Origin of the sequence: Bacillus sp. ISL-57 (genome assembly GCF_018613135.1) — a bacterium.
In the GTDB taxonomy this organism is placed as follows: Bacteria; Bacillota; Bacilli; order Bacillales; family DSM-1321; genus Peribacillus; species Peribacillus frigoritolerans.
This window is the reverse complement of sequence record NZ_JAGGQV010000010.1, coordinates 22097-38960: the sequence shown is the minus strand read 5'-3', so window position 1 is coordinate 38960 and position 16864 is coordinate 22097. Positions and strand designations below refer to the sequence as shown.

17 protein-coding genes and 1 pseudogene are annotated in these 16864 nt (G+C 38.8%); 8 read left to right on the top strand and 10 right to left on the bottom strand.

The window, feature by feature from the left end:
• Positions 1–116: 116 nt before the first annotated feature.
• Positions 117–950 carry a 3D domain-containing protein gene (locus J7I90_RS15205; protein ID WP_214772704.1) on the bottom strand — a complete coding sequence of 278 codons (834 nt, stop codon included), beginning with the start codon at positions 948–950 and terminating at the stop codon, positions 117–119.
• A 257-nt stretch (positions 951–1207) separates the two neighbouring features.
• Here J7I90_RS15205 and J7I90_RS15200 point away from each other — a divergent pair, with 257 nt between their 5' ends.
• From J7I90_RS15200 to cotJC, 3 genes are read left to right on the top strand one after another with little or no spacing between them, the layout of a single operon-like run.
• Positions 1208–1441, top strand: coding sequence for a spore coat associated protein CotJA (locus J7I90_RS15200; protein ID WP_311315192.1), 234 nt, complete (start codon positions 1208–1210; stop codon positions 1439–1441).
• Positions 1442–1708 (top strand): spore coat protein CotJB, encoded by a 267-nt coding sequence (locus tag J7I90_RS15195; protein ID WP_034307303.1) that lies wholly within the window; start codon positions 1442–1444, stop codon positions 1706–1708.
• Between the two features lie 13 nt (positions 1709–1721).
• Positions 1722–2291 (top strand): spore coat protein CotJC, encoded by a 570-nt coding sequence (cotJC, locus tag J7I90_RS15190; protein WP_048679126.1) that lies wholly within the window; start codon positions 1722–1724, stop codon positions 2289–2291.
• 45 nt (positions 2292–2336) lie between these two features.
• Here cotJC and J7I90_RS15185 read toward each other — a convergent pair whose 3' ends face one another.
• From J7I90_RS15185 to J7I90_RS15175, 3 genes are all read right to left on the bottom strand, one after another.
• Positions 2337–3209, bottom strand: a complete 873-nt coding sequence (locus J7I90_RS15185; RefSeq protein ID WP_214772702.1) for a CvfB family protein — start codon at positions 3207–3209, stop codon at positions 2337–2339.
• Between the two features lie 121 nt (positions 3210–3330).
• Complete coding sequence (locus J7I90_RS15180) at positions 3331–3573, bottom strand: response regulator (RefSeq protein ID WP_214772701.1); 243 nt, start codon at positions 3571–3573, stop codon at positions 3331–3333.
• The gene (locus J7I90_RS15175; RefSeq protein ID WP_214772700.1) at positions 3530–3985 is read right to left on the bottom strand and encodes a response regulator; all 456 of its coding nucleotides are present in this window, start codon (positions 3983–3985) and stop codon (positions 3530–3532) included. Before J7I90_RS15175 ends, J7I90_RS15180 begins: the two co-directional genes overlap by 44 nt.
• Positions 3986–4467: 482 nt before the next feature.
• Here J7I90_RS15175 and J7I90_RS15170 point away from each other — a divergent pair, with 482 nt between their 5' ends.
• The gene (locus tag J7I90_RS15170; protein WP_214772699.1) at positions 4468–5658 is read left to right on the top strand and encodes an alanyl-tRNA editing protein; all 1191 of its coding nucleotides are present in this window, start codon (positions 4468–4470) and stop codon (positions 5656–5658) included.
• A 94-nt stretch (positions 5659–5752) separates the two neighbouring features.
• Here the strand turns inward: J7I90_RS15170 and J7I90_RS15165 are convergent, their stop codons facing one another.
• Positions 5753–6166, bottom strand: coding sequence for a hypothetical protein (locus J7I90_RS15165; RefSeq protein ID WP_214772698.1), 414 nt, complete (start codon positions 6164–6166; stop codon positions 5753–5755).
• 78 nt (positions 6167–6244) lie between these two features.
• A complete protein-coding gene (locus J7I90_RS15160) occupies positions 6245–6436 on the bottom strand; it encodes a hypothetical protein (protein ID WP_034307314.1) in 192 nt (63 codons plus the stop codon).
• A 140-nt stretch (positions 6437–6576) separates the two neighbouring features.
• Between J7I90_RS15160 and J7I90_RS15155 the strand changes: the two genes are divergently transcribed.
• Positions 6577–7098: a GNAT family N-acetyltransferase gene (locus tag J7I90_RS15155; RefSeq protein WP_214772697.1), complete on the top strand. Its 522-nt coding sequence runs from the start codon at positions 6577–6579 to the stop codon at positions 7096–7098.
• Between the two features lie 40 nt (positions 7099–7138).
• Here J7I90_RS15155 and J7I90_RS15150 read toward each other — a convergent pair whose 3' ends face one another.
• The gene (locus J7I90_RS15150) at positions 7139–9424 is read right to left on the bottom strand and encodes a HelD family protein (protein WP_251025302.1); all 2286 of its coding nucleotides are present in this window, start codon (positions 9422–9424) and stop codon (positions 7139–7141) included.
• A 324-nt stretch (positions 9425–9748) separates the two neighbouring features.
• Between J7I90_RS15150 and J7I90_RS15145 the strand changes: the two genes are divergently transcribed.
• Positions 9749–9988, top strand: a complete 240-nt coding sequence (locus J7I90_RS15145) for a hypothetical protein (protein WP_214772696.1) — start codon at positions 9749–9751, stop codon at positions 9986–9988.
• A gap of 189 nt (positions 9989–10177) precedes the next feature.
• On the opposite strand, the gene J7I90_RS15140 is transcribed toward J7I90_RS15145, so the two are convergent.
• Positions 10178–10579 carry an RDD family protein gene (locus J7I90_RS15140; RefSeq protein ID WP_214772695.1) on the bottom strand — a complete coding sequence of 134 codons (402 nt, stop codon included), beginning with the start codon at positions 10577–10579 and terminating at the stop codon, positions 10178–10180.
• 343 nt (positions 10580–10922) lie between these two features.
• Between J7I90_RS15140 and J7I90_RS15135 the strand changes: the two genes are divergently transcribed.
• On the top strand, positions 10923–12542 hold the full coding sequence (locus J7I90_RS15135; RefSeq protein ID WP_034307325.1) for an ABC-F family ATP-binding cassette domain-containing protein: 1620 nt from the start codon (positions 10923–10925) through the stop codon (positions 12540–12542).
• 198 nt (positions 12543–12740) lie between these two features.
• Positions 12741–13013, top strand: coding sequence for a hypothetical protein (locus tag J7I90_RS15130; RefSeq protein WP_214772694.1), 273 nt, complete (start codon positions 12741–12743; stop codon positions 13011–13013).
• A gap of 420 nt (positions 13014–13433) precedes the next feature.
• On the opposite strand, the pseudogene J7I90_RS15125 reads toward J7I90_RS15130, so the two are convergent.
• Positions 13434–13700: pseudogene (locus tag J7I90_RS15125) on the bottom strand (SPFH domain-containing protein); the annotation flags it as partial.
• 601 nt (positions 13701–14301) lie between these two features.
• Positions 14302–16761, bottom strand: a complete 2460-nt coding sequence (locus J7I90_RS15120; protein WP_214772693.1) for a SpoIID/LytB domain-containing protein — start codon at positions 16759–16761, stop codon at positions 14302–14304.
• Positions 16762–16864: the final 103 nt, after the last annotated feature.

Below are 16864 nucleotides of genomic sequence, written 5' to 3'. Positions count from 1 at the left end.
TAAGGATCTATTTCTTCTATTGTAACTGCTTTTCCCGACAACCTAAAGGACAAAAAGCAGACACAATATGTCTGTGTCTGCTTTTTCAATATATAAACATGTTTTGCATGGCTAAATTAATTCAGGATTTGCACTTTAACGTTTTTAACGCCCCAATTCACGGCATCCTGTTCGTTTGAAACAAATATGTCGACTCTATTCCCCTTGATGGCACTGCCTGTATCGGCTGCCGTTGCGTAGCCATAACCTTCAACATAAACCTTTGATCCCAGCGGAATGACTGATGGGTCCACAGCAATCACCTTTGCATCAGGATTAGCTTTCAAGTCCACTCCTGTTGCTGTTTTTCCGCTGCAGCCTTGACAATCAGCCGTATAGGCGGTTGCACTAACAGTAATCTCTTTTCCAGATTCCGCTTGATCTTGGGATTCATTGTTTGAATCTGCTGGTTCCGATTGTTCAACCGGCTTTGTTTGTTCTGCCGGCATTGTTTGTTCTGCTGGCTTAGATTGTTCAGCTGGCTCGGATTGCTCTGCTTGTGCAGCTTGCTCTGATTTCTGTGCAGGCCCTACACTTGCAGCTTCGACTTTGTTAGCTGCCGGTTTAATGACAATTTCTTGACCAGGATGGATTGTATCTGAACTTAAACCGTTCCAAGATTTAATATCATTTACCCCTACATCATATTTGTGTGCAATTCCCGATAATGTGTCCCCTGACTTTACTTTATAATGCTCTTCTTGAGAAATATGTATGGTTTCTCCGGCATAAATCGCGTCTGAAGACAAATCGTTCCAAGACTTAATATCTTCTACTGATACTTTATATGTTTGAGATATCCCCCATAATGTGTCTCCATCTTTCACTTTGACATCTTCTGCTTGTACCGGAATTGTGAATGCACCGGATATGGCAGCCGCTGCCGCTAACGATAAGATTGATTTTTTCATATGTTGTTACCTCCTTGTGAGCTGCTTTATAAGCTACGAGTTAAATCTTAACATAGTTTTTTTCTATACAAAGAACAAACAGATAAAGAATAGATGACAAACATCACAGTAAGATAACGGGACTATAACAAGATTTTATAATATTCTGAAAAGACATCATTTTCCATATAATTCCCTTCTCAGGCCACAGCAGTCATATTATGCATTACCGAGGCATAAAAATTAGAGGCTATATCTTTACAAAGGAGGTATTTTTTGTGAATCGCGAGAAGACTTTTACCCTAGTTAAGTCATATAAACCTTTCCATAGTAAATTCGATCCGTGTCCGCCTATTGGGAGAAAGTATTACAGGACACCTCCTAATTTGTATATTAATTTTCAACCGCCCAATATGGAGCAGTTCACACCGGAAGAAGCTTTGAAATACGGTACACTTTGGAAATTCTTTTATGATTTTTATGATAATCCATATCGGGAAAGGGAGACGTAAATGAATAAGAAACTGGATGATGAATATTATCAGTTGCTCGAACAAATACAGGCTGCCGATTTCGTACTTGTCGAGTTGACTCTTTATTTGGATACACATCCTAACGACCAGCAGGCTTTACAGCAATTCAACCAATTTCATGAATACTCCCAACAACTGAAATCGGTTTTTGAGCCTAAATATGGTCCATTATTGGGATTTGGAAACAGTCCAGGCGGTGAAAATAAATGGGAATGGGGCCAAGGCCCTTGGCCATGGCAGGTATAAGGAGAGATGAGCTATGTGGGTTTATGAAAAGAAGCTGCAATATCCAGTTAAAGTAAGAGACTGTAATCCCCGTTTGGCTAAATATTTAATAGAACAATATGGTGGTGCTGATGGTGAGTTGGCTGCAGCACTCCGTTACTTAAATCAACGATATACAATTCCGGATAAAGTCATTGGCCTGCTTACGGATATCGGAACGGAAGAATTTGCCCATCTCGAAATGATCGCCACGATGATCTATAAGCTTACAAAAGATGCCACACCTCAGCAGATGGCAGCCGCCGGGCTAGGGGATCATTATGTCAATCATGATAGTGCCCTTTATTATCATGACGCAGCAGGGAATCCATGGACCGCCACTTATATCCAAGCAAAAGGAGATCCGATTGCAGATTTATATGAAGATATCGCCGCTGAAGAGAAGGCCAGAGCAACCTACCAGTGGTTGATTGACATATCGGATGATCCTGATATCAATGATTCACTCAGGTTTTTACGCGAGAGGGAAATTGTCCATTCGATGAGGTTCAGGGAAGCTGTGGAGATTTTAAAAGAAGAAAAAGGTAAAAAGAAGTTCTTTTAATGAAATTCACAAGAAAAAAGCAGCGGATAAAATCCGCTGCCTTTTTCATTTACGGTCTGAAGAATATGTCCATCCATCTTCCTGGTAAATCTTTTCTTCTTTCATCAGTTTGCCGAGAGCACGCTTGAACGCTCCCTTGCTCAAACCGAAGTGAAACTTGATATCATCAGGTGGCGTTTTGTCACCATAAGGCATTGCACCGCCGCGATTCATTAAATAAGTGAAAATGACATCAGCATCTTCCCCCATTAAATCTTGTTTAAAGGGGATTAAAGAAACGTTAAGCGTTCCATCTTCTTTACTATCAATGACGCGCCCTTCAACTAATTCACCCAGACGGGGCTCCTCCTTGCGTTCACTTTCGTGAATGAAACAGCGGTACCCTTCTTGTGAAATAAAGAATGATCCAACCATAAGCAAACGATAGACATTTCCCTTAATACTGGTGTTACGAATCCCTTTTAATGGAGCTGTTACTGCAATCTCCTGAATGACATCTTCGGTTGCAAGTTTACCAAACAGGCGATCATGACGATCTGTCTTCAGGGATACATATAGACGATCACCAACCTCAGGCCATAATCGATCTATATTCGGAAGGTCGTCCAGGGATACAAGAATATCTTTCGAAAGACCGATGTCAACAAAAACACCAAGTTTCCTTTTCACATTGACAACTTCCGCCCAGCCATACTGATCAATCTGAATTTCGGGAATCTTCATTGTCGCTGTTAGCCTTGCTTGTTTGTCATGGTAGATGAACACAGTTACTTCATCGCCAATCTCAAGTTCCGTTCCTTCATTCATTTCATTATGATGAAGTAAGACATCTTCTGAACCATCCGTTAAAAACCATCCGAAATCAGCCTTACGTTCCACTTCTAACACTACAGCCATGCCGGCCTGAATTTTTTGCATGAATAAAAATCCTCCTGTAACTTACCTTTACCTACAATTGTACCCAATTATTTATTTTTCCAACATATTTGAATTTATCATTTTTTTGATGTTCTGTATACCTATTACGGTTTTTTATTTTTTAACCTTTGTTTTCTTCATGAAATCCCTGCGGGATCAGTATCTGCCCTTGTTTACCGTTACTTAACAAGGTATGCATGATCACTTTGGATAATTGGCTCGGTTTATAAGGTTTAACTAAATAATCCTTAGCTCCCAAGGGAATCCCCTTCTCCCTTTCGTCAAGTGCGGTAGATACAAAAACGGGAATCTCATTCAAATCAGCGGATCCTTTTAATTCCCCCAGGATCGCCCAGCCGTCCATCTCTCCCTCTTGATTTTCGGTATGAAATATTTCTCGTTAGCAGATGAATCTCCTGAAGGATTTGAAAAGCATCCTTTGCGGGTAACTGAATATCAAGAATCAGGCAATCGCGCTGCATTTCAAAATATTGATTTGTGGCTTTGACTGGGTCCGCATTCGTTATGAACATCCATCCCTTATCCTCCAATAGATCTTTCAATAAAATCAACATGGAAATATCATCATCAATGATCTGGATCAGCGGGGCTTGTGAATTGCGGACAGGCTTTGCTTTTACTTCAACTTCATCGAAATGCTCATATTCATATGCATGTTCAATGAGCTCAAAAAGGAAATTCCTAAGTTTCGTCCGATTCCAGACCCGCTCACTGTCTTCATCAAGTCCATCCAATAGCTGTTCGGTGATGGCCATAAGTCCGCATAATTGCAGCGTTGCAGCGTTCCAGCCCCCCTTGGACTGAATGCAGAAAACGGAATATCTCTTGAGCAGGAATGGTCTTTCCTACATCAAGCTCCAGCCAATCAGAAATTTTATTTTTTATATTCCCAAATAAGCTATTTTTCCATATTTAAGAGATTCACTTCATATCACTTACCCTTCCAACCCAAATGTCCCTATGATTATCCTATTCCCAACCTCTTAAACAATGATCTTTTAACTATACAAATCTATTTAATGTGTTCTTAATAGACCTAAAGTTATATACTTTCAGAAATATTTCACATCATAAAGTGCAGTCTATAAATAGATTATTGCCATCTTGCCCCATTTATTTAGGATTGTCATAAAGTATTGCTTTTTTCCCTGACTAATCTTCTAAAACCCGTGATTTTATACTCTAGTATTTCGGTGATATAATTTAATGATCAACTGAAAGGATAAAGAATTCATTCATGACAAAAAAATTGTATTACACGTCCACCAAGACTTCCCAATGGGATACCAAAATTCGGGAGACCCTTGTAGAAAATGGCTTTTACTATATCACACTTGAAGAAACCGCTTTTTATCCCGAAGGCGGCGGTCAGCCAGCAGATACTGGGAAAATAGAAGGAATCACCGTTCTTGAAGTTATAAAAGACAATGCTGGAAAGATTCTTCATAAGATGGAGAGACGGCCAGATTCAGAGATCGTCCACTGTGAACTTGATTGGTCCCGCCGCTTCGATCATATGCAACAGCATAGCGGCCAGCATCTACTCTCTGCTGTCTGCAGGGAACTGTTTGACTCTAATACGGTCAGCTTTCACCTAGGAAAGGAATATTTAACGATCGATATAATGGCAGGATTTCAATGGACTGAAGTACATACGGCTGCTGCTGAAAAGCTGGTTAATCAATATATCATCGAGAATCGCGAAATACTTATCTATTACGTGACAAACGAGCAGCTACAGACACTTCCCGTCGTCAAAATGCCTAAAGTGTCTGAAAATATCCGTATTGTTGAGATAGAAGGAATTGAATATAACCCTTGCGGTGGAACTCATGTAGGGCGTACCGGTGAGATTGGGTTAATAAAGATTTTCAAAGCGGAGAAGCAGAAAGAGCTTACCCGTCTCTACTTTAAGTGCGGCTTCAGGGCATTGAATGATTATTCCGAAAGTCTAGGAATTCTTTCTGCATTATCGACTAAATTCAATACCGGACGCACAGAGATCCTGAATAGGGTGGAGAAACTTGAAAATGACTATAAGCAGCTGCTATCGGCAAATGAAAACTTAAAACTTGAAAATGCAAATTTTCTTGCTGACTCCCTGCTTGCAGAAAATGGAGGGGGATTCATCTCTCATATTTTCGAAGATAGCTCAATGAAAGAGCTGCTTTACCTTGCAGGTACGATTGTAAAAAGAGAAAAGGTTACCGTATTATTAGCATCACGCAAGGAGCAAAAGGTCATCCTCTCGCACAGCGGGGACAGTCCCTTTCATTGCGGACAATATTTCAAAGCGGAACTGGGCTCATATAATGGAAAAGGCGGAGGGAACGAACGAACTGCACAAGCAGGCTTTGCGTCAAAAAATGACTTAATTGCATTTTATCAATACTCAGTTGAAAAATTAGGTCAAAATCCTCGTGCATAAAGTCGATCCGTAATGGATGGCGAAACGTGATGATCATGGAAATCATGACTTCTCAAAATTAGAAAAGAGAGGACAGATTACGTCCTCTCTCTTTTTATTCTTCTATTTTCAATTTCCCTAACCCGTGTTCTTCAATATGAAGATGATATTTTTCCTCGAGCTCCATGATACGTTTAAACGCTTCCTCTTGATTGTATTCGTGGTTTTCCGACTCCTCGGCGAACTCTTTCCTAGCCAAATGGTAGGCAAGCTTATCCCTGAACACTCCATCTTCGTACTCATTTATGACTGTATGTAGTTGATCCTCCAATTCCCTGCTCAGATCATACATTTCGTAATCCTTTATAAACTGTACTCCTTCCTTGTCGAAATCTTTTGCAAAGGAATTGATATACTGTTCCATCTCACTGAATTCTTTATTATCTTCAGTATCGGAAGCAACCCAATATCCGTACTGAACCATTTTGAATAATGTTTCATACTGTTTCTTGGTAAAATTGATTTTCATTGACGATACTCCTTTTCCGGTTTCCTTACAACAAAAAGAATAAACCGCAATGGAACAAAAGTCCAATGCGGTTCATTCTCAATCCAATATTTCGGTTACAGAAAAATATGCTGCTTTTTCCGTATCTACGACGTAATGGCAATCGCCTTTAACTAAATTATAATAACGGTGCTTTTGAATATTTGAAATCATTTGAGTTGAATCATCGCCTTCAACCTCATGCTCTAGTTCTTTGCCGCCCGGAAAATAAAAACCAACTTTCAATTTCATCTTTCTCATCCTTCCCTTCATCTGGTTGATCACTCTTTTATTTCTTATCCTTTCTCATGCAGTTATAAACATAAATAAAATGCTTATTCACTTTTTCCATGATATTCTAGGGGAAAATATGAAAATCTGAAGGTGTTTTTATGAAGATAAGGAAAGCCATAGAAGAAGATGTAGATGGAATAGCAATTGTGCATATAAACAGCTGGAAAACTACTTATAAAGGAATCCTTCCGGATCAATATTTGTCTTCCATGAATCTGGAAGCCAAAAAGAAAAACTGGCTAAGGAATTTAAAAATGTTGCATAATGCTACCTTTGTTGCGGAAAACGCCAATGGGGAAATCATCGGTTTCGCTGCCGGGGGACCAGAACAAACGAATGATCCGCATTTTCAAGGTGAAGTATATGCCATTTATTTTTTAAAAGAATATCACCAACAGGGACTTGGACGAAAAATGATAAAAGCGGTCATACATGAGCTTGTGAAAATGGAACATAAGAATTTAATAATCTGGGCATTAAAGGATAACCCCTCATGCGGTTTTTACAAAGCGCTTGGAGGTCAAGTGATAGCTGAAAAAACCGTTAAAATGGCAGGCGTCGAGCTTATCGAAGTCGGTTTCGGATGGGAAAATATCCAGGATATCTTTTTGCATCTGTGAGCATTTCACGAGGAGGTGGTGGCATTCCACCCTCCCCCTTTCATGTCTCAATAAGGAAAGCATTTTTCTCTTTACCTAAAAAATATAACCTGTGCAATGGCCTTGTCATTGTTACGTACAGCAATTTGATATCAAGTTCATTTTCGTGACAATACGCTTCTTCGAGTGATATTGCAAATACGACATCGAATTCGAGACCTTTGGCTTGATAGGAAGGAACAATCAATGTTTTATCTTTAGGGATGTTTCCCGCTTCATCTATTATTAAATGAAAACCTTGATGGAATTCACTTAGTTTCTCATTTGCCAGCTTGCAATCTTTCATCGTTTTGGCAATAACGGCAAACGTTTTAAAACCTTCTCCTTTAAGGGTTGCAATCAGCTCGATCAGTTCTTCTTCCCAACCTTCCTTTTCGATGTAAATGAATTCTGGATCCTTGCCATGCCGGACCACGGGTTCAACTTCGGGGAAATCGTAAGTTAACAACTGAAGTACTTCATTAGCTTGTTTCATAATTTCAACAGTTGTTCTGTAGCTTTTTTGCAATTCAGTATACGTCGCCCGAGGGAAAATACGACTGTGAACCTCTTCCCATGTTTGAAGTCCGCGGTATGAATGGATGCCTTGTGCAAGGTCGCCTACAAGTGTGAACATATCGGTATCCACTGCCGTCTTTAGGGCCTGTAACTGCATGAAGCTATAATCCTGTGCCTCATCAATGACGACATTTTTTGCTTTGTTTTCTTTATCGACACCGAAAAGCCGCTCCTGAAGATATAATAGTGCTCCTAAGTCCTCCATCTCATAACTATTAGCAGAAAATAATTTATGATTGTACTCACATAAAACCCTGGCATCTTCAACAGTAAGCTTACCGTTGCTGTATGAGGCGAGACGCTCCGGATCTTGGTATAATTCCTGATAGTACTCCAGGAGATCTTTACTTTTAAATTGCTTAAAATACGCTTTTACAGAAGTACGGATCGCCTTTTGGATCTGTCCTATCCTTTCCTCTTTTTTATCAAGGCATTTTGTAACAAATTCCTTACGTATGACTGGATCGATATTCTTATAGATTGCCTTCTCAATTTTGGCATCATAAAGATCAACAACACGTTCAAGCATTGTTTTCTTTTTTAATTTCACTTCATTTTGTAAAATGGCCTTCAGTTTGTCCAGTCGGCTGTATAACGGTAAATACCAATAATCCTCTTCCAATAATCTAATGAACTTCTTAGCGGAATAGAGGCGATATTTATCACAATAAAAATCAGCATCCGGATGAAACCCACTGAAAATATCCTTTATATATTCGTCCAATATATATTGAAAGGCAGGGGATCCCTTCAGACCTGATATCCATACGGCTGAATTAATTTCTTCATCATCCTTTTCCAGCAATCGTGTTAATTTATCATCCGCTATAAGCTTCACTTGCTTTCCTATCGCTGCCTGAACATATTCGGAAAACGTGAATTGTTTTACCTTTTCAACACCCAATTCAGGTAAAGCTTCAGATATGTAATCAATGAATACCCGGCTCGGAGCAAGAATCATTAATTGTCGCGGATCGAACAAGTCTTTATAGTGGTAAATGAAATAAGAGATCCTATGTAAAGCGATTGTGGTTTTACCGCTACCCGCTGCGCCCTGGACAATGATAGGTTTATTCAAATCTGCCCGAATGATTTTATTCTGTTCTTCCTGGATCGTGGTAATGATATCCGTCAATCGATTGCTGGAACTCTTGGAAAGGGATTCCTGCAACAATTCATCCGTTGTTGTCAAATCAATGTCCCTAATCTCTTCCAAGACACCTTCTTCTATCATCAGCTGTCTTTTTAAAGTGATGTTCCCGCTGAATGTCTCCCCTTCCGCTTCATATTCTATTTCACCAATCCGTCCCTCATAATACAGATTTGCAATCGGTGAACGCCAATCGACGATAATCTGTTCCTGGCTTTCCCTCTGATAAAGAGATGCTTTTCCGAAATAAAGGACTTCGCCTCTCTCCCCATCATTCCTTTCAAAATCCACTCTTGCAAAGTAAGGTTTTTTACTTGCTTTGCGTAAACTTTCAAGTTCAGTTTTGGACATCTCAAAAAAGTTGGCCGTCGTCAGCAGCTGTGAATATAAGGCTGATTCAGACCAATCGGCATCGCCAAAAGCTTCTTGTATATTCCGCTGGAATTGATCTTTGCTTGTTTCTGATGTTTTGATGACAACATCGATATAACGTTTTGTAAAATCCAGCCGCTTTCGTTCCTGTTCAAAATCAGGGTGATTACCCAATGAAATCACTCCCCTTCCTTGTATATTGATCAATCTTATAAAAAAGCCGATACTAAGACGAAATGGACATTTATACTATCAGAAAAGCCAATGGTTGACAAATCTGGAGACATAGAATTATATAGTTGTAATGTACCTTCCATGATACTTCATATAATTCGAAGAATAATTGAAATATTCCAGATTGGATTTATCTATGGTATGTTGACTTATGCTGGGACATTCATAGTTATGCCTTTCTTATGTAATTGTCATCAACTCTTAACATAAATAACGCTAATTTAATGTTTTATTGGAAACTGACATTATATAATTAAATGACAATTACATAACTTTTTTAAGAAAGCGGGTCCTGTCATGGAAATAAATCAAAAACAACCAATGCTATCCCCTAAATTAATCCATGAACTTGAAATTTTATCATCCAAAACACAATCGCCTATTTCTGAATTACTGGAAATATCCGTAATTTCACTGCTGGAAAAAGTGAATAATACCAAAGAACTCAATGTTGGACTTAATAATAAAGAAATGATTTTAAGAAATAAAATCATCATCAATCAAAATAAAGAGGTTTTGAATAACAAAAGCACTTGACCATTAAGGTTAAGTGCTTTTTAGCTTCCTAAAAACTGCCACTGTATTAATGAAATATATATTCTATCATGGTTTCTGATGTAATATGTATACTTAAATACCCCTACAATAAAGTATTCAGCAAAATTTCCTTCATATTTTAAAAAATTCCGCAAAAAAAAAGCAGCTATTAAACTGCTTATCCGTAATTCATGGTTCATTTGATGTCACGTATGTACCTGCTATGAAATCATGTATCGATCTATGGTCTTTCCTTATGCCAACCATGAATGCACTGACAATAAACCCTATCCCTAATGTAATGGCATACACCAAAGCAGCAACTAAATACCTTAATAGCATAGTGCCTATGCCTAATTTTTTGTCGTCCATCCTTACTATGCGTATTCCCATAATCCTTTTACCAACTGTATATCCATACCATAGTATCGGGACAATCACCATGTAGAGAAAGTTAAAAAGCGTTGAAAAATCTTCATTTTCCCAATCACCGGTAATCACCCCGAAAATTATCGCTAATGGTGCTGATACTATTATGCCGTCCAAAACTCCTGCGAAAAGACGTTTCCAAAAACCTACTGAATCACTCATATATGTTCCTCCCGTTGTTTTAGTTACAGTTACCTATATTACCAATTATAAGGTTGTTGCGTAATGAGCCTTTATGCCCATAATCATAATCAAAAAAAAATAGTACTTACATTTATAGGTGACAATTTATAAACAAAATTAAATCCTTGTGTAATTTTTGCTTATAAACGTTTGTTTTTACTAATCTGCCTTTAATTTTCCTAAGAAATAAGATACAATTTAAATGATGCACAGTTTAAAACATATAAGATCGTAAACTGCTGTTTGCATGAATCAGCGTAGAACTAATGAAATAAAGTGTTGGACACGTTGAAACAAAAGTATTTTGGAGGAATGTAAATAAATGATTACAGTAAATAATGTTGGTTTACGTTATGGCGATCGTAAACTGTTTGAAGATGTTAATATAAAATTCACTCCTGGTAACTGCTATGGCCTGATAGGTGCGAATGGTGCCGGTAAATCCACTTTCTTAAAAATCCTTTCCGGTGAAATTGAAGCACAATCCGGCGATGTCCATATGGGGCCTGGAGAACGCCTTGCCGTTCTAAAACAAGATCACTTCGCTTATGAGGAAGAAGAAGTCCTAAAAGTCGTCATTATGGGACATGAAAGATTATATGAAGTCATGCAAGAAAAAGATGCGATTTATATGAAGGAAAACTTCACGGACGAAGACGGAATGAAAGCGGCCGAGCTTGAAGGGGAATTTGCCGAATTAAACGGATGGGAAGCTGAACCCGAAGCTTCAATCCTCTTAAAAGGCCTTGGGATTACAGAAGACCTGCATACGAAGAAAATGGCTGAATTGAACGGTGGCGACAAAGTTAAAGTATTGCTTGCCCAGGCACTATTCGGTAAACCGGATGTTCTATTACTGGATGAGCCTACCAACCACTTGGACTTAAAAGCGATCAAATGGCTGGAAGAATTCCTAATCAACTTTGAAAACACTGTTATCGTTGTTTCCCATGACCGTTACTTCCTTAACAAAGTTTGTACACATATCGCGGATCTTGATTTCGGTAAAATCAAAGTTTATATCGGTAACTATGACTTCTGGTATGAATCAAGCCAGCTAGCCCTTAAACTGACTCAAGATGCAAATAAGAAAAAAGAAGAAAAAATCAAAGAGCTTCAAAATTTCATCGCGCGTTTCAGTGCCAATGCATCCAAATCGAGCCAGGCGACATCCCGTAAGAAATTATTGGACAAAATCAGCTTGGATGACATCGAGCCTTCTTCACGCCGCTATCCATATGTCGGCTTTACTCCTGAACGTGAAATCGGGAACGACCTGCTTCGTGTAGATGGAATCTCGAAAACGATTGATGGCGTAAAAATATTGGATAATGTCAGCTTCACGATGAATAAAGGCGACAAAATTGCATTTGTCGGTAAAGATGAGATTGCTAAAACAACAATGTTCAAAATCTTGGCAGGTGAAATCGAACCGGATGGCGGCTCATTCAAATGGGGCGTTACGACCTCTCAGGCATACTTCCCTAAGGATAATGCTGAATTCTTTGAAGGTGTCGATTTAAATCTTGTGGATTGGCTCCGTCAATATTCTCCTAATGACCAGAGCGAAAGCTTCCTGCGCGGTTTCTTGGGCAGAATGTTATTCTCTGGCGATGAAGTCACGAAAAAGGCAAGTGTACTTTCAGGGGGCGAAAAAGTCCGCTGTATGCTTTCCAAAATGATGTTAAGCGGTTCGAACGTCCTGATGCTTGATGAACCTACCAACCATCTGGATTTAGAGTCGATTACGGCATTAAACAACGGTTTAATAAGCTTTAAAGGATCTATGATCTTCTCTTCTCATGATCATCAGTTCATCCAAACTATTGCGAACCGGATCATTGAACTTACTCCAAAAGGTACAGTCGATAAGCAAATGAGTTATGATGAGTACCTTGAAAATGGCGAATTGCAAAAACAAGTGGCTGAAATGTACAAATAATACTTTTATGAAAGCACATCCTTATTGGATGTGCTTTTTTCGTTCCCGATTCTTGCTGCCTGCATTTATTTCATGCCTTTAATGTATTGAAGGCATAAAAAACACGCTGCAATAAATATAATAATATTCCCTGAAAGATGAGCACTGAATAATTTCATGGATAAAAAGGTATATTGGTAAGGAAGGAGTGAGTTAGAATTGGATGGACATACAGTGAAAAATATTTTTGATGATACAGGATACCTTTTTTTATATGATAAATTCAGTTATCATTTTTATATATCCGGATTGTTCGATCTAGTTGAACAAGAAAAAGTAATCTCGGATTTTTTAAATTCTTATGGCTTCGATGATAAAAACCCTCTCTTTTTTGACGACTTTTCCTATTACTTTAATTGCTTTCATTATTCACACCAAAAACAAAGGATGATGAATTACTTGAAAACCGAGTATGACGAACATATTTGTTAAGTATATAAGGCCAGATAAACTGCCAAAACCATTTAAAAAAAGGTAAGAGTATAATCGTCCCTTACCTGAGACTATAGGCAAACTTGATGAAAATTGAGTTTGCCTATAGTTTTTTTTTGGGTTGTACGATTTAGATGTTAAATTCCGCTCCAAGCACTCGCTTTCCGCGGGCGGTCCGGGAAGCCTCCTCGGCGCCTTTGCGCCTGCGGGGTCTCCCCTGGACGCGTTTTTCCCGCAGGAGTCTCGCACCTTTCTCTCCAATCAACTTTGGTTTAACTTTTAGATAGTAGTCTACAAACTGTAGCTCCCTTGTCTATATGATTGGACCTACAGTTTTTTGCCTATACAATTTGGATGTTGATTTCCGAACCCACTTTGTCTACATACTTAGGTAAGTGCCCTTTAAATTTCCCCCTGTTATTCATCCTTGCTTGCTGCCATATTCATGTTCGCTCCGGCTCGCTTGATTCGCGATTTTTTCTCTGCATCGACGGAGCTATATCTGCCTCCCTCTTCACCTGCGTAATCCTTGGCTTTACAAGCGACTCATGATATCCACTTTTATCCTGAACGTCTTTAATGGTGAACGATATGATGATGAGTCCCATTTTACCTAAGCCCTGCGAGGCTACCCTCTTTACTTTACTAAGAAAACTTCCCATGGTTTTTATAAATTTCCTCGACTGTCTTATGTGAGAATTAAAGAGTTTATATATGGTATATGGAGTATCCATTAAACCCAAGTATTTCTGGTAGAAGTAAAACCTAAAGTTGTATCATTTCCCGTAAGGTGTTAAGAACTAAGGTTCTGTTCAGAAAACCTAAGTTTCTCAACACCTTTTAGCTAAAGGATTTATGAGGATTTTCCTCATCTGTTATGTTCAATAACTCATACATTTATCTATATACAGTTAATATGACAAAGATAAGTTTCAGTACATAGGCTTATAGAAATCGAGCTTTTGCTATGTCAAAATTGCTTAACGTATTTTTGTCGAAATGTTGGTGGGGCCCCATCGCCATCAAGCTAAGATATATATGTATCCCCATAACGAAAAAATTCTTTGTTCTATTGATTTTACAGAAAAAGTAGCTCTTTTTTGTTTTGGGGTTTTTTTTTATTTTTTATCTTAATGGCGATGCTGTGGGGACCCCAATAAGGGGCTGTTTCAGACTGAATTTACTATCGGAAATGAAATTTATAGAAAAAGGACCATGACTTTTAAAAAATCATGGTCTTTTTCAGTGCTCTCTAAATTTGATTAGGGCTTTTCACTGATTGATTTCGTTAGCGGACGTTCGTTAGGTATTTTGCGTACACATAGCCTGTTCCATTACCATACTGAATTTTGTACCAAGAGCTGCTCTTATTAATTACGGTAACGATTTGGTTATTCTTCAAAGAGCCAAGAACTTTCCCTGATGTGGATGGTTGGGAACGGACATTCAACTTCGTAGCATTGACCTTACCAGTCATATTCTTCGCTGCCGGTTTGTTTAATGTGTAGGAAGTCGTCGTTGTACGCTTGTTCTCGCTTGGATCAATCGCTGTAATGGTAAACGTATACTTACCGTTCGATACCTTTGATACATTCCATAATGCACTTTGGACACCGGCATTTTTTGTAGCATTACTGATCAGTGTACCCACGGTTTTGCCTTTTGCATCTTTTACTTGAACGGTTACCTTCGCCTTTTCATTAATCTCATACTTCAAAGCAACATTATTTGTTGTTGAATTATATGAGGTTTTTATATTTTTAATGGAAGGTGCCGTTGTATCGGGTTTTGTTAATGTAAATGGAACCGTTGCCGAGCTTTTATTTTTATTGCTGTCGATCGTTGCAATTTCAAATGAGTACTTACCGTTCGAAACCTTCGATACATCCCACGATGTCCATTGGACACCGGCATTTTTCTCTGCATTATTGACCGGGGTAGCTAGGATTTTGCCTTTTGCGTCTTTTACTTGAACGGTAACCTTTGATTTTTCATTGATCTCATACTTCAGGAAAACTTTATTCGTTTTTGAGTCATATGAGGTATTTGTATTTTTTATAACTGGAGCCGTTGTGTCAGGCTTTGTTAATGAAAATGGAACAGATGCTGAACTTGCATTATTACTACTATCAATCGCTCTAACTTCAAAGGTGTATGAACCGTTACTTACTTCTGATGCATCCCAAATGGCTAATTGCGATCCTGACGGTTTTTCGTCCCCTTTGACAAGAGTAGCAACGACATGCTCTTTTTCATCCTTAACTTCAACTGTCACCTTCGCTTTTTCATTTGTATCAAAGGTTAGTTTGACTTGTTTAGTTTTAGTATCGTAATACGTTTTTATATCTTTAATCGTTGGTGCTGTTTCATCTTTAGGTGCAGGGTCTGGATCTGGTGTTGGGATTGGCGTTGGAATGACAGGTGCCGGTTCCGGCTTTACTGGTTCTACTTCCTCAGGTTCTGGCTCATAAGCTTGTTTTAAGCTTGTCCCTTCATAATAGAAAGCAAGAATCTCGCGATACGTATGTCCCTGTTCGCCAGCCTTTTTCGCGCCATACTGACTTAGTCCGACACCATGGCCGTAGCCCTTGCCTGAAACGTTAATTACATCCTTTGCAGTATCCACTTTATCTACTAAAAAGCTTTTCATGAAGCTCAGACCGATAATGTCTCTAATTTTCGAAGCGGTTACATCTTCTAATATTACACTTTGCTGTAGAGCTTTCTCCTTTTCTTTCACCATAAATTCAATCGTAATACTTCCCTTACTCACCCTGCCGCCACTTGTTAGTGCGTGAAGGGAAAGGTGAGGGACAGCCGTTACTTTAATGTCCTTGCCGGTATATCCATTTTTCTGTAGCCATGCTCTTATATTAGAAATTACTGGTGTTTGTTCAGCTTCCTTGGTATTAGCCCACCATGTATCTGCTTTTGTCAAATCTAAATTTGTAAGGTCTATTTGTTGCTTTTTTACACTAAAACTCCATACAGTTTGCGGATCATATGGATCGTCTTTGACCATTAAATATGGTAGCTCTGTACCAACCCAAACATTATTGTTGGACTCGGTTTTCCCTCCATTGCTAGAGGAAAAAAGAGCATCTGAACCTATATGTAGTTTTTTACCATAACCGATGACCTGACCTTCTGTTGCTTTAACAGCTTTTGTTGAGTTTTCGTGCCAAGTGTAGCCACCGTATACCTGGTAACTCATTGTGTCATCGGGCGTTCTGTTGATGTAGCTCATCGCATAGGTCCTTGCCGCAACAGCCTGTGCCTTTAAGGCTTCCTGATTCCATAAAGCCGGCATTTCAGCTGGAACAACCCCTTTTAAATAATCTTCAAGTCCAATTGAGTTATATGGACGGATGAATTTCCCATCTTCCATAATAAAACGTAAACTACCTAAGTATGTACGCCCATTAATCGAAAGTGGACCGTTCCCTGTTTCAGGTTGCACTTCAATCTCAGAAGCTTTGCCTATTTCTTTTGAATCTGTCAGAACAACAATGTCCGTACCACTGACCCTCAACGTATACTTTTTGTTCGATTCTAGTTTTACATTTGCTAGATTCGTAGTGTACGTGACTTCCGGTTCGACGGTAATCTCGGATTTATTACCAAGATAGCCTTTTAATTTAACCTTAATGATCGGATCGGCTGCCGCCTTAACAGGCATTTCTGGAAGTAAAGATAGCATGAGAATGAGTGTAACAAACATCCATATTCCATTCCGTACCTTTTTCAATTGAATAACCTCCTCATAATTTGGAAATATATTTAAAAAATAGTATACCATCCATAATGGTACATTAGTCGATATTTTACTATTTTAGGGGTTCCATCGCATG

Bases quoted from the DNA above. Each gene is read 5' to 3' on its own strand.
- J7I90_RS15180 (WP_214772701.1), bottom strand. From the start codon at position 3,573: ATGGACGGCTGGGCGATCCTGGGGGAATTAAAAGGATCCGCTGATTTG.
- J7I90_RS15185 (WP_214772702.1), bottom strand. From the start codon at position 3,209: ATGCAAAAAATTCAGGCCGGCATGGCTGTAGTGTTAGAAGTGGAACGT.
- J7I90_RS15155 (WP_214772697.1), top strand. From the start codon at position 6,577: ATGAAGATAAGGAAAGCCATAGAAGAAGATGTAGATGGAATAGCAATT.
- J7I90_RS15135 (WP_034307325.1), top strand. From the start codon at position 10,923: ATGATTACAGTAAATAATGTTGGTTTACGTTATGGCGATCGTAAACTG.
- J7I90_RS15175 (WP_214772700.1), bottom strand. From the start codon at position 3,985: ATGGCCATCACCGAACAGCTATTGGATGGACTTGATGAAGACAGTGAG.
- J7I90_RS15140 (WP_214772695.1), bottom strand. From the start codon at position 10,579: ATGAGTGATTCAGTAGGTTTTTGGAAACGTCTTTTCGCAGGAGTTTTG.
- J7I90_RS15195 (WP_034307303.1), top strand. From the start codon at position 1,442: ATGAATAAGAAACTGGATGATGAATATTATCAGTTGCTCGAACAAATA.
- J7I90_RS15165 (WP_214772698.1), bottom strand. From the start codon at position 6,166: ATGAAAATCAATTTTACCAAGAAACAGTATGAAACATTATTCAAAATG.
- J7I90_RS15145 (WP_214772696.1), top strand. From the start codon at position 9,749: ATGGAAATAAATCAAAAACAACCAATGCTATCCCCTAAATTAATCCAT.
- cotJC (WP_048679126.1), top strand. From the start codon at position 1,722: ATGTGGGTTTATGAAAAGAAGCTGCAATATCCAGTTAAAGTAAGAGAC.
- J7I90_RS15160 (WP_034307314.1), bottom strand. From the start codon at position 6,436: ATGAAATTGAAAGTTGGTTTTTATTTTCCGGGCGGCAAAGAACTAGAG.
- J7I90_RS15205 (WP_214772704.1), bottom strand. From the start codon at position 950: ATGAAAAAATCAATCTTATCGTTAGCGGCAGCGGCTGCCATATCCGGT.
- J7I90_RS15170 (WP_214772699.1), top strand. From the start codon at position 4,468: ATGACAAAAAAATTGTATTACACGTCCACCAAGACTTCCCAATGGGAT.